The following is an 11,965-nucleotide window of genomic DNA, read 5'->3' on the forward strand; positions in this document are numbered from 1 at the left end:
CAGCGTTCTTCCGCTGCGGCCATTTCTTTGCTTATTGTTGCGGCTCGCCTGTTTCTGCCGGAGCTTCCAGCTCCAGCACGGCAAAAGCAGCCTCACGCCCGTTCACCAGCAGCGAAATCCGGTGGGTTCCCGGATAATGGCGGCGGGTCGTCAGGTCCGCCCAGCGGTGCGTTCTTCTCCCGCCCAGCTGACTGCCTCCCGGCACGGTTTTGTCGGAGAGCAGGAAGAGCTTGCGCGATGCCCGCCCGGAGGCTTTGACGAAATCAATTCCGTATTCGATCCGGAGCCTGGCTGGCTCCCCCTCCCGCACACGCAGCCGGTAATGCAGCTCGCCCTGTGCGCCAATCGGCAGGACAGCCAGGTCCAACATTAGCGATGCGTCCGTGATCAGCGGGGCTGCCTCCTCCTCTTCGGCATACCCGAACAACGCCATAACCCCCGGGTCCGCTTTGCGGATCAGGGTACGGCAGCCATGCCGGACAATCCAGTCCGTATGAGGGTCATGTCCTTTCCAGCGGCGGGCCAGCTGCAGCACCACATCCGGATGATCCTTGGCGATATCGTTCAGGTTATTCGCTACACTTTTGCGCACATAGAGGGACGGGTCCGCCTTCAGCAGCTCCAGCAGCGGCAGCACTGGCGACGGATCACGCTTGAACATGGGAAGCGCCTGCCCCCACGGCAGACGCGAACGGCAGCCCTCACTCGCCAGCCGGCGCACATGCTCACTCTCATGCTGCGCCCATATAGTCATCTGGGCCATCATCCGCTCAGGCTCCCGCAACAGAAACGGCCTTACCGCAAACTCTGCCGACGATTTGCCCGTAAACAGCTCCAACGCCCGCATCGACAGCTCCCAGTGCTCCTCCTCCTGTCCATACACCTCAATAAAATCAGGGAAGAACAAATAAGGAAAGCCGACACATTGATCGGCAATCGCCGTCAGCACCGTTACCGCCTCTTCATAGGGAAGCTGCAAATGTCTGCCCAGCGACTCTGTAATCCGCCGCATCCGGCCCTTCAGCTCAAGAGCGTCCCAGGTCTCGTCCATGGCCGAGTCGATGAAACCCTCCAGATCGAATGAACCGGACACAGCTTTTACTTTGGCACCGAACCCTCGCAAAAAAACCTCGTTGTACATATCCTTCAGCGGCTCAGCCATAACCTTCTATTCCTCCTGTATCCAGATACGCCCAGCGTAACACACTTAACTAGACTACTGCATGTCATGTTATAAACAGCGCCTTCAGTTGATCAGCAGCTTGATGGTCTCCAGACTTGCGGCGGCGCGCAGGTTGAGCGCACGTTTGTCACGCAGCACCAGCTGCTTCAGCTCATGCCCCGGATCAAGGATCAGCGGCTGTGAGATCACACCTTCCAGAACCTGCACCGCCGTGCGGCACGCGTCGAACAGTTGTTCTCTGGGCAGCAGCTGCTTATGCAGACGGATGATCTCAACCAGCCTCTCCGCATACATCAGCCTCACCACACTGTCCCCGCTGGCAATATTCCGGGCGGCAAAAGCAGCCGTCTTCTCCACGATGAGATTGTTAGTACAGCTCACGGACAGATCAGCCAATGACGATACCGCCTCCCAGTCACGGATCGACAGCTGTCCGAAACAGGTGTTCATTATATTTTGCAGCCACTCCTGCTCCTGCTCTTCAGATACCCCATAACTCTGATATTCTGCCAGCACCCCTCCCCGGTGCATCGCCGGCAAATGGCCTAGATAACGGCAGTACAACTCCTTCGCCCTTAGTTCCTGTGGTTCCATCTCAACCATCTCAACCTTCCTCCTCTGAACTCCCGTCCTCTAATTAAATCACAATCTTGCTTCATTTCAAAAAGGAACGGCTTTCCCATCAGCTGAAAAAGAGGCGATACCTGTTCGCGGGACGACATTTACCTATTCTCGGCGGCGGGGGTTCGTGGTAGAATAGTTTTTAACATTTTCAGAAAGTTATTGGGATTCAGAAAGCTTCAGGAAAGAAGCGAAACTTATCCATTGGAGGGAGCCATACAATGCCACAGACCCTTGTCAAGAATGTAGATTTTCTCGTAGCCGCTATGTCCCGCACCTTCGTATCCGCCCTTCAGCTTGACCCGGACGGCATGTATGCCCAGGTTGGAGTCGGACTGGTGGAGAAATACTCCGATGAGTATGTGCGACTCAAAAGATTCGACGGTACGGTCTCGCATTATGACCGGGAAATTACGAAGTTTCAGCATAATAAAGGCAGAGCTTGAACCGGCTCCTCCCAGGGGCGTTTATGCCCTGCCGAACACCATTAAGGCGCATGACTCTGTAAGCCGCACACCGGCTGGGGCGTTATGCGTCTTTTGCCGGGTCCATGTGATTGAACGTCCGGTGATGACGAATTTTGGGTACAATAGTAGAAAGAAATCATCTCAATAAGGATAGGTGAACCCATGTTACATGTGCCGAATTTCGGATTTGCCAGAGTAGCCGCTGCTTCCCCGGAACTGCGGGTGGCTGACTGCGACTTCAATGCGCAGCAGATTATCGAGGTGATTCAGCAGGCGGACAAGCAGCAGGTGGAGTACCTGGTGCTGCCGGAGCTGTGCATCACCGGCTATACCTGTGCAGACTTGTTCCTGCAGCAGCAGCTGCTGGAGTCTGCGCGGGAAGCGCTGCTGCAGATTACCGCCGCCACCGCAGAACTCCAACTGGTGGTCATTGTCAGCTTGCCCCTCTCGATCAAAAGCCGGCTGTTCAACTGCGCCGCCGTGCTACAGCAGGGCAGCATTCTGGGCCTGGTGCCCAAGACCTGCATTCCCGGCTACAGCGAATTCTATGAGCCGCGTTGGTTCGCGGGAGCGGAAGAACTGGAGATATTCGAGCTGCGGCTGGGTGAATCTCTCGTGCCAATCGGCAATGATCTGATCTTCATCAGCCGGGAGAACAGCAACCTGAGCTTCGGCGTTGAAATCTGTGAAGACCTCTGGGTGCCGGTTCCGCCGAGCAGTCTGCTGGCGCAGGCCGGAGCGGCGCTGCTGTTCAACCCCTCCGCCAGCAATGAGCTGGTCGGCAAAGCCGACTACCGCCGCCAGCTGGTGAGCAGCCAGTCCGCCTCCTGTCTGGCGGGCTATGTCTACGCCGGTGCCAATACCGGCGAATCGACCACCGATGTCGTGTTCGGCGGCCATTCGCTGATCGCCGAGAACGGGCAGCTGCTGGCCGAATCGGAACGCTTCACCCATGAGAGCCGGATGATCATCGCCGATATCGATATCCCGCGGCTGCATTATTCGCGCACCGTAATGGGCACCTTCCGTGCCGGCAAGGGCGGGCGGAATTACCGCGAGGTGCTGTATGGGGCACCTGCCTTACAGGGAGAAGCGGCCGAGCGCGAGTTGATCCGCAGCGTGGGCGTCAATCCTTTTGTGCCGGGCAATCCGCTGCAGCGCGATGAACGCTGCCGGGAGATTCTCTCCATCCAGACCTCCGGCCTGATGAAGCGGGTCCGCCATATCCGCACCAAACACGCCGTCATCGGCATCTCCGGCGGGCTGGATTCCACGCTTGCGCTGCTGGTCACCGTGCGGGCGATGGAGCAGCTCGGCCGTCCGGCCAGCGATGTGCTGGCCGTCACGATGCCGGGCTTCGGCACCACAAGCCGGACCTATGACAACGCGGTCGGGTTGATTAAGGCCTTGGGCGCAACGATGAAGGTTGTAGACATCAAAGCGGCCTGCCTGCAGCACTTCGCCGACATCGGCCATGACCCTGACGTCCACGATCTGACGTATGAGAACGTGCAGGCCCGCGAACGCACTCAGATCCTGATGGACCTCGCCAACAAGAACGGCGGCATCGTGATCGGAACCGGCGACCTGTCCGAGCTGGCGCTTGGCTGGTGTACCTACAATGGCGACCATATGTCCATGTACAGTGTGAACTCGGGCATCCCGAAGACACTAATCCAGTATGTGGTTGCCTGGTATGCTGACCATGAGGCGGACGAGACGGTGAACAAGCTGCTATACAGCATCATCGAAACCGGCATCAGCCCCGAGCTGCTGCCACCATCACCCACGGGTGAGATCGTCCAGTTGACGGAGAATATCCTAGGACCGTATATCGTCCATGACTTCTTCCTGTATTACATGCTGCGGACAGGCGCCACTCCAGCCAAAATGTTCCACCTGGCGCTCCACGCCTTCGGTGACGGCTACACCCGGGACCAACTGAAGGGATGGCTGCGAGTGTTCATCTCCCGGTTCTTCACCCAGCAGTTCAAGCGCTCTTGTCTGCCGGACGGTCCCAAGGTCGGAACCGTCAGCCTCTCCCCGCGCGGGGACTGGCGGATGCCTAGCGATGCATCCGCAGCGCTCTGGCTGCAGGAGGTTGAGGATCTGTAATTGGTTAAGGGACGCGATAGGTGTTTGATGTTGCGGCGGCAGATGGTTGAGGGCTACGCGATGATAGGTAGTTGAAGGCTGTTGGAGTAACCTGGGGTTGGCGGTATTGCGGCGGCGGCTGGGTGACTGCCACTGGTGGTTGGAAGCTGACGGAGTAACAGAGGTTTGAATTTAGTGCGTCGATAGGTGGTTTGGTGCTGCGGCGATGGATGAGACGTGGTTAAAAGCTGTTTGAGTAATCAGGGGTTGCCGCTTGTGCAGCGGCTGGCGGGTGCTGCCACTGGTGGCTGGAAGCTGACGGAGTAACAGAGGTTTGAATTTAGTGCGTCGATAGGTGGTTTGGTGCTGCGGCGATGGATGAGACGTGGTTAAGAGCTGTTTGAGTAACCGGGAGTTGACGCTTATAGCTCCAAGAGACTGCTCAGCTACTTCCACCTACTGTGCATGCTCAATTTATGGGATATATCCCTTATTTTTTGCCGCAGATGGCCGGGCGCACCGATTTTATGGGATTTATCCCTTATTTTTCGCCGCAGTTGGCTGGATGCGCTGATTTTATGGGATATATCCCTTATTTTTCGCCGCAGATGGCTGGGCGCGTGGCATTTATGGGATTTATCCCCTATTTTGCGCTCACCTACACTCTCCAAGCACAATTAGAGGCATAAAGGCCTCTGATTTCTTCCCCAACTCCTCCGCGAGCCCAATCAGAAGCATAAAGGCCTCTGATTTCTCCACCAACGCCTCCGCGATCCCAATCAGAGGCATAAAGGCCTCTGATTTCTTCCCTAACGCCTCCGCTAGCCCAATCAGAGGCATAAAGGCCTCTGATTTCTTCCCTAACGCCTCCGCGAGCTCAATCAGAGGCATAAAGGCCTCTGATTCCCTCTCCAGCTGCTTCGCCTGCACAATCTATCGACTTCACAGCGAGCAGAAAGTGAACACCAATGAAAAAAGTATGAATAATAAACTTAACAAGGAGGTGTCCACATGAGTGGAACACGGAAAAGCTACAATGACGAATTCAAAAGACAGACGGTTAAGTATATCCAAGAACAGACGAAGACGGTGGCGGAACTGGCCCTGGAACTGGAGATCCCAGCGAAAACCCTGTATCAATGGTTAGGGAAGTACCGGCAGTTCCCCGACGAACCTGTAGCCAGCGCAGAGCGCATTCGGGAACTGGAACGGCAGTTACAAGAACAAGAGGAAATCATCGCCGACATGACCGAGGAACTCGCTATCGTAAAAAAGGCTGCGCACATCTTCAGCAAACCAAAGAACTGAGATTTCAGTTCATCGAAGCTCATCGCTCCGAGTTTCGAGTGGAGAAGATGTGCAGCATTTTCAAAGTATCCCGGAGCGGATATTACAACTGGAGGAATTCAACAGCCAGCCCGCAGTCTGTACGCAAGGCGTTGCTGCTTCAACGCATCACCTATCATTTTAATGATAACCAAGGCCGCATCGGCAGCCCTACTGTGACAATATTGCTTCGCCAGGAAGGCCATAAGGGGAGTGAACGCACCGTCGGCAAATACATGAGGGAACTGGGGTTGCGTTACGGTCGCGGATGACTGTAGACGAATTTCTCTATCCCGGTCTTTGGGCGTGTTGTTATTTGGCGTGGATGGCGTCGGTATCACTGCGGTATCCTTCACCAGCTTCTCGACCTCTATAAAGCCGATCGGTTACTTGCAGCAACAACCACTCCCCAATTGAATAAAATATTAGGATAAGTGGATTTAGGAGACATGGGAGCTGATCGTGCAAGGAGGTAAAGATGGCCTATACACGTTTGATTGTGTTGGTAATGGTGTTTGAAGTACTTCTCACAGCAGTAGTCGGACTTGGTATTTATTTTGGATTTTCCATATTTCCTTATGCTCAGTCACCGGCAACAACAACTGGTGCTGCGGTGCAGACAGTCGGGTTTAATGCAACCATTCCGTTATATATGCCGTCACTTACGGATCTAAGAATCCCATACACGTATCTACAGGTCGGGGCACAGGCATGGGGAATCCCGGCATTCCTTGCATCTGCAGCTGTAATCGGATTGCAAAGTTTTGTCCGGGGCATGTACCTCGGCGGTCTGAAAGGATGGGCTCTGAACCGTAAGACAGTCTCTCTAATCGCGTGTGGACGCAGGTATTTCGGCGGTATGATAGCATGGTCTATTTTTCAAAGCGTGATAGGCTCGTTGATCTTTTTCCTCGCTGCAGCCTTTTTCCCGATTGGGCTCATATTGATGATTGCTTTACTGTTCTACTCGCTTACGCCATATCTGATGGTCCTTCAAGAGATCACTTTTAGTGAAGCATTAGCGAAGGCGCCACGCATGTTTCGGCGCTATTTTGGCACATTGCTGCCGCTTGCGCTGCTTGCTATGCTCTGCACACTAGTTATCAGCCTATCCCGGTCACTGACACCCCCTTGGGGATACGCGGTACCGTTGCTCGCTTACGCATGCATTGGAACCTTGCTGATCGGCGAACTTATGAGACAGCTAACAATAAAGCTAACGCTGGACGGCGATCAGGTTCTGAACCTGCCCTTTGGGGAGGTCCGCGCTCGTAGAATGGTTAACGCTATTATTGTGCTGCTCGTGCCGGTATTAGTCTCGGCGGGTAGTTTTGCAGCTTCTGGAAGGCACTTAAGTGTGTTTGAATTCGGTAGTAAGAAGCAGCTCGAAGGTATCTCCTACAATTCGAATTTCTCAGACGTATTCTATGCGTCAGAGCAGAAGTATACAGCTTACGAGTGGCAGACTAGAGATTACAGCATTGTCCTTAGACTTCCGGACTTGTCCAACGAGCGGAAGCCTGACGAACTGCGGGGTATAGCCGACATTACGTGGCAGGTGAATGAGGAAATTCGCACTGTACACGGGAATTCAACCCACATTGACGTGAAGCCGATCATGCACAAGAGCCGGTTGGTGTATCGACTTGTCCAGGAGACAGCTAACAATGGCAGTTTCTATTATTCAAGTATGAGTGGCTCTGCTTCGATCCTGCCGGGAGGGGAGCTGCCGCGTGAGCCATTGTCCATTCAAATCATGGTTAGTGGAGATGGCAACCATACATTTGTAATGCAATACCCAACGCGCTTTGATATATCACAGGTATTCCGTGTTTCGGATGACGGGCGGTATTTGATCCCAGGAACAAGCCAAATCAATCCAATGGATTTCCACGCTTATTGGTTCACCGCAGAACAGAGTACGGAGAATCTGTTCGAATTGCTGGCCGCCAAAAACAAAACGAATTCCATTGCGACAATTGACTCAGCTTACCTTGCGCTTGCTTGCGCCATGCAGGAAGGAGATGGGCGCATGGTCGTGAATTTGCTGGAGATGATGCGGCAGGCCGGCATAAGCGTGAAAGCTCCCGACTGGGATAGCCTGACATGGACAGACAACTTGCAGGGCCGATATAAAGGTGCCAGCATGCAGAAGACCCTGGAGCTACTGACGAAGGCAGGTGTTCAAGATGGGTATGAAGCCAAAGAACTATTGGACCAAAGTGATGAAAAGATCAGTGTTTATCAGGTCGAGGTACCCTTCCCGGACGGAATGCTGCCTATCACTTATAAGAAATCTAAGGTAGACGGAAAGCTGCTCACCGTAAATGTAATGGACTAGATCAAATTAAACACCTTGCAACAAATCCAAATGATTCCTTCATTCTATATGTACGGGATATCTAGGGGTCAATTGTATTGGGGATTCTAACGGGAAACGATAGTTCAATAAAGCAGCGGGAGGCATGGACTATATTTCTGGTCCATGCCTCCCGCTGGTTCAATTATGCCTGAAAGAACGCTTTACTAAACCAATCTGCACCTTATAGTACCGCCGCCGAACCCCCGTCTATATTCACCGAGGTTCCGGTTACATAGGAGGCTGCGCCGGACACCAGGAAGGTAATCACGTTCGCAGCTTCCTCGGCCTCTCCAATCCGCCCGAGCGGAATATCGTGGCGCGGATCGGCGGCGAACTGTTCCCAGGTCGCCTCAGGGGCGGACGCCTTCCATTTGCGCTCAATCTGATCGCTGCGGATCAGGCCGATGCAGACCGCGTTAACACGGATGTTGCCGCTGGCCAGATCCTTGCTCATCGCTTTGGTCAGCGCCAGCCCGGCCGCCCGGCTGACCGAGGTCGGCAGCGACGATGCGGACGGCGCTTTGCCCTTGACCGCGGTCACATTGACAATCGCCCCGCCGCCGGCCTTGCGCATATGAGGCACCGCCGCGCGGGCAAAATGCACCGCGCCCAGCAGCTTCAGATCCAGATCGGAATCCCAGCTCTCCGCGCTGACTTCCTCAAATGACGCCGCCGCTGACGTACCGGCATTGTTGACCAGAATATCAAGCCCGCCGAAATGCTCGGCTGTCTGCTCTACGGCCTGCTTCGCCTGCGCTTCCACGGAAACGTCCGCCGCGATCACAAGCACGTCCCCACCAGTCTGCTTCCTGATCTGCTCCGCTGCCGCCTGCAGCGTATCCTCACTCCGGGCTACGATGGCCACCTTGGCCCCTTCTGCTGCCAGCGCGATCGCTGTAGCCAGTCCGATCCCTTTGCTGCCACCGGTCACCAGCGCTATTTTACCCTGCAATCCCAGTTCCATCGCTTCTTCCTCCTCTTGTCCCCTTCAGGGTCCGCCCTTGCTAAAACGCAAAAATTTGGATTTCAGAAACCGCAGACCATTTCTTGGAGCGGGTATCCTTCAGATACACTCGCACAGGATAGGCTCCTTTGGCTTCAAAAGTATAGCTATACTCGGCCGATTTGAACCAGAAGTTGTCTTTTTGGTCCTTGATCGGCTGATTGTCTATCGTTTCAGTCACGTCCGACGGACTTGTAATCGTAATTCGGAGATCCGAAATCTCGGTCTTCAGGTTGTCCACCTGGGCCAGCACCGAGAACTTCTGACTCACCGTGCTTTTGGCCTTGCCAAAAATATTGCCCTTATCATCCAGCAGCACCGTGTTGACATTGGGTTTGTTGATGCGGACCGTCGCACCTGAGTCCTCTACGGCCATCAGTGCGTTCAACTGCTCGGTCATCTGCCCGGCAGACAGATAAATCTCCCCTTCGGAGATGAATCCGGACTGTTTCTGAAGCACATTGTTCAAATACACGTTAATATCCGGTTTGGGTGCTGCGGCATGGAGCAATGTGCCTCCTGGAATCATCAAAAAGCAAAAGGTCAGTATTGTAAGTTTCTTCAGGATTCTCAAGTGAATTCCCCTCCGCAGTGATTGTCATGCTAATTATACCCTCTAATTCGAAAAAGGTTGCTCCCAGCGGGACAATCCATGAAGCATTTTCCAAATAGATCGAAGTTTACTTCTGAGCTAACACATCCATCCTCAGCAGAATGGCCGCTGCTTGTTCGCGGACCAGCGTCTGCCCCGGCTGGAATTTGCCGCCGCTGCCTGTCATAATTCCATGCTCATTCACTATCTGGATCGCTTTGAGGCTGGCTGCTGACAGACCCGTCGTATCGGTGAAGCTTGTGCGGCCCGCGCTGCCGAAGGTCTGCAGACCGGCTGCATTCACGACCATGGTTGCCGCTTCCAGTCGGGTGATGGCACGGCCCGGCTCAAACACGCCGGATGAACGCTGGACAATGCCCAGCTCCGCCGCTGTGGCAACCGCACCGCTGTACCAGGCTGTTGCCCGTACATCCTTGAAGCCTGATACAGTCTTGGAATCGGGAAATTCGCCAAGCTGACGCAGCAGCAGGGTAACAAATTCCGCGCGAGTGAGGCTCTTCTTCGGAGCAAGCAGGAGCTTGCCCTTGTCGCTCACGCCTTGCAGGTAACCCAGCGACAAAGCCATGCTTACATCACTGCTTGCCCATCCGGCCACCTTGGCAGCGTCGGGATACGCGTTCATCTCTGGGGATGAGATCTGCAGCGGTACCACACGTTTGGCGATGGCAGGCGCAGCCCCTTTAACGTAGCGGGTGAGCTGGACCGGATGGATTCCCGGCGGCAGTCCAGAGAAGGATGCTTTGCCCTTCGCATCCGTAACTGCCGTTTGGCCTTGAACGGACACGGTAACCCCGGCGGCTGGCAGATAGCTCAGTTGGGGCTGGGCTTTTTTGACGTAGAGGTCAAAAGATGTCTTCGCTGGAGGATTCCCGTGAGTGATCGAACCCGCCTTGTCTTTCCATTGAATGTCCAACTGGTCAAACAGAACGGTATTGTCCGAGTAATAGAGCAGCAGCCGGTCGCCTTGGTTCAGTTGCAGCTCAGCTGAAATCACCTCGGGAAACAGCCAGTTGCTGCGGCCGGCCGGCATCAGCGCAAGCCTCCATTCGCCGCGTCCATTATACTGCCCATTGCGGATACCGTTGATCGCACTGATCTGCGGGACTGCGGAGGTGGACAGCTTGTAAGGAATGCCCTGCTCGTTCATAAAGCGGGTTGCCGCCTTCATTGCCGGCCCTCCGGCCATCCGGCCCAAAGCAAGCGTGCCTTCAGGACCTTCAATCTGGATTGTGCCCGTTCCCAATGTCGAATGCCCCAAGTCACTATACAATGGAGCGGCCTTCTGGGACAGGAGCTTGTAGGCCGTCAACGCCAGGTAAGCCTGTACCGTGGCTTCCGTGTCGGCAGCTCCACCTGCCGTTTGGGCAAATCCACCAGCAGGCAGACTGCGTGAGAGCAAATATTCCAGCGGGCTTAAGCCGTCAGGCTGCTTGAAGCTGGCAGCATCGATCTCCAGCGCAGACAAAGCGATCACCACCCTGGCGGTATCTGCTGTGCTTCCTCCGAATCTGCCATCTTGCTGCTGCTCGCGCAGCCATTGCAGCGCTCTTGGAATTTGAACAGCGGCTTCTTCATGAGTCCGGCTGGGTGCAACTGCAGTCAGCACCTGTGCGGTCACAGCTACACTGGCCTGCCCGGAATCGGCGTCCGGCCAGCTGCCGTCCGCGCTCTGCAACTGAAGCAGCATATAGAACAACATATCCGGATAATAATTCGGTCTATTTGCCGATTGATAGAGCATATTATTGCTCAAGATATAGGCCGAGGCTATCCCTTCCGCTCCCTCCTTCTCCATGCCGGGATGATTCATCAACAGCGGGAACAGATCAATCCCGGCTATGTTGTTGGCATTTCCCCCAGCCGCTCCGTAATTCAGCCCTGTCCGGGACAATTCCGTGACTGTATCGAACTTGCCGCGCTTGTCCAGAATCCGATCGGCAAGTATGGTCTGGTAACCTGCGGTCAGCTTGCTGCCATTTCTGGCGAAACCCGCCGCTGCTTCGTCAGGAAACGGTTTGGCGGCAAGCAGCACAGCCTCCGCTTTCTGCAGGGCGGCCTGCATTTCACTGGTAAACGACGCTGCCGCAGCAGCCGGTTGTACGTTCGCAGCCAGCGCTGTGCCCGGCAGGGCGAGCAGCATACTGAGCAGTATAATCACAGCAGTTCTCAGCGAATAGCTTGTTTTGTAGTCGCGCATAAGAGTTCACTCCTTTCGTTTTCAATACTATAGACGTTCAAAGGTGGAATTTTGTTCCTTTGATTAACAATATTGACACAGCCGCACACAACACAAACA

General features: G+C 54.7%; 12 protein-coding genes. 6 read left to right on the forward strand and 6 right to left on the reverse strand.

From position 1 onward, the window contains the following. Positions 1-31 precede the first annotated feature (31 nt). On the reverse strand, positions 32-1,162 hold the full coding sequence (locus B9T62_RS21750) for a DNA alkylation repair protein (RefSeq protein ID WP_087917214.1): 1,131 nt from the start codon (positions 1,160-1,162) through the stop codon (positions 32-34). A gap of 84 nt (positions 1,163-1,246) precedes the next feature. Continuing rightward, positions 1,247-1,786, reverse strand: a complete 540-nt coding sequence (locus tag B9T62_RS21755; protein ID WP_087917215.1) for a hypothetical protein — start codon at positions 1,784-1,786, stop codon at positions 1,247-1,249. 239 nt (positions 1,787-2,025) lie between these two features. Between B9T62_RS21755 and B9T62_RS21760 the strand changes: the two genes are divergently transcribed. The 3 genes from B9T62_RS21760 to B9T62_RS39360 all read left to right on the forward strand — a co-directional run bounded on the left by B9T62_RS21760 (position 2,026) and on the right by B9T62_RS39360 (position 5,054). Beyond that, the gene (locus tag B9T62_RS21760) at positions 2,026-2,250 is read left to right on the forward strand and encodes a hypothetical protein (protein ID WP_087917216.1); all 225 of its coding nucleotides are present in this window, start codon (positions 2,026-2,028) and stop codon (positions 2,248-2,250) included. 183 nt (positions 2,251-2,433) lie between these two features. Continuing rightward, positions 2,434-4,386, forward strand: a complete 1,953-nt coding sequence (locus B9T62_RS21765) for an NAD(+) synthase (protein ID WP_245863974.1) — start codon at positions 2,434-2,436, stop codon at positions 4,384-4,386. 455 nt (positions 4,387-4,841) lie between these two features. After that, positions 4,842-5,054, forward strand: coding sequence for a hypothetical protein (locus B9T62_RS39360; RefSeq protein ID WP_169834422.1), 213 nt, complete (start codon positions 4,842-4,844; stop codon positions 5,052-5,054). Here B9T62_RS39360 and B9T62_RS21770 read toward each other — a convergent pair. Next, positions 5,020-5,295 (reverse strand): hypothetical protein, encoded by a 276-nt coding sequence (locus B9T62_RS21770; protein ID WP_087917217.1) that lies wholly within the window; start codon positions 5,293-5,295, stop codon positions 5,020-5,022. The genes B9T62_RS39360 and B9T62_RS21770 overlap by 35 nt on opposite strands. Before the next feature lie 81 nt (positions 5,296-5,376). Between B9T62_RS21770 and B9T62_RS21775 the strand changes: the two genes are divergently transcribed. From B9T62_RS21775 to B9T62_RS21785, 3 genes are all read left to right on the forward strand, one after another. Beyond that, positions 5,377-5,673 carry a transposase gene (locus B9T62_RS21775; RefSeq protein ID WP_087917218.1) on the forward strand — a complete coding sequence of 99 codons (297 nt, stop codon included), beginning with the start codon at positions 5,377-5,379 and terminating at the stop codon, positions 5,671-5,673. Between the two features lie 47 nt (positions 5,674-5,720). Then, the gene (locus tag B9T62_RS21780) at positions 5,721-5,963 is read left to right on the forward strand and encodes an IS3 family transposase (RefSeq protein WP_087917219.1); all 243 of its coding nucleotides are present in this window, start codon (positions 5,721-5,723) and stop codon (positions 5,961-5,963) included. A gap of 206 nt (positions 5,964-6,169) precedes the next feature. Next, positions 6,170-8,032 carry a hypothetical protein gene (locus B9T62_RS21785; RefSeq protein ID WP_087917220.1) on the forward strand — a complete coding sequence of 621 codons (1,863 nt, stop codon included), beginning with the start codon at positions 6,170-6,172 and terminating at the stop codon, positions 8,030-8,032. 202 nt (positions 8,033-8,234) lie between these two features. On the opposite strand, the gene B9T62_RS21790 is transcribed toward B9T62_RS21785, so the two are convergent. The 3 genes from B9T62_RS21790 to B9T62_RS21800 form a co-directional block, all read right to left on the reverse strand. Then, a complete protein-coding gene (locus B9T62_RS21790; RefSeq protein WP_087917221.1) occupies positions 8,235-9,017 on the reverse strand; it encodes an SDR family NAD(P)-dependent oxidoreductase in 783 nt (260 codons plus the stop codon). Between the two features lie 40 nt (positions 9,018-9,057). After that, complete coding sequence (locus B9T62_RS21795) at positions 9,058-9,630, reverse strand: hypothetical protein (RefSeq protein WP_087917222.1); 573 nt, start codon at positions 9,628-9,630, stop codon at positions 9,058-9,060. A gap of 106 nt (positions 9,631-9,736) precedes the next feature. Continuing rightward, positions 9,737-11,866: an S-layer homology domain-containing protein gene (locus B9T62_RS21800; protein ID WP_087917223.1), complete on the reverse strand. Its 2,130-nt coding sequence runs from the start codon at positions 11,864-11,866 to the stop codon at positions 9,737-9,739. Positions 11,867-11,965 lie beyond the last annotated feature (99 nt).

Source organism: Paenibacillus donghaensis (assembly GCF_002192415.1).
Classification (GTDB): Bacteria; Bacillota; Bacilli; order Paenibacillales; family Paenibacillaceae; genus Paenibacillus_AQ; species Paenibacillus_AQ donghaensis.

Bases quoted from the DNA above. Each gene is read 5' to 3' on its own strand.
- B9T62_RS21750 (WP_087917214.1), bottom strand. From the start codon at position 1,162: ATGGCTGAGCCGCTGAAGGATATGTACAACGAGGTTTTTTTGCGAGGG.
- B9T62_RS21755 (WP_087917215.1), bottom strand. From the start codon at position 1,786: ATGGTTGAGATGGAACCACAGGAACTAAGGGCGAAGGAGTTGTACTGC.
- B9T62_RS21760 (WP_087917216.1), top strand. From the start codon at position 2,026: ATGCCACAGACCCTTGTCAAGAATGTAGATTTTCTCGTAGCCGCTATG.
- B9T62_RS21765 (WP_245863974.1), top strand. From the start codon at position 2,434: ATGTTACATGTGCCGAATTTCGGATTTGCCAGAGTAGCCGCTGCTTCC.
- B9T62_RS39360 (WP_169834422.1), top strand. From the start codon at position 4,842: ATGGGATATATCCCTTATTTTTTGCCGCAGATGGCCGGGCGCACCGAT.
- B9T62_RS21775 (WP_087917218.1), top strand. From the start codon at position 5,377: ATGAGTGGAACACGGAAAAGCTACAATGACGAATTCAAAAGACAGACG.
- B9T62_RS21780 (WP_087917219.1), top strand. From the start codon at position 5,721: ATGTGCAGCATTTTCAAAGTATCCCGGAGCGGATATTACAACTGGAGG.
- B9T62_RS21785 (WP_087917220.1), top strand. From the start codon at position 6,170: ATGGCCTATACACGTTTGATTGTGTTGGTAATGGTGTTTGAAGTACTT.
- B9T62_RS21790 (WP_087917221.1), bottom strand. From the start codon at position 9,017: ATGGAACTGGGATTGCAGGGTAAAATAGCGCTGGTGACCGGTGGCAGC.
- B9T62_RS21800 (WP_087917223.1), bottom strand. From the start codon at position 11,866: ATGCGCGACTACAAAACAAGCTATTCGCTGAGAACTGCTGTGATTATA.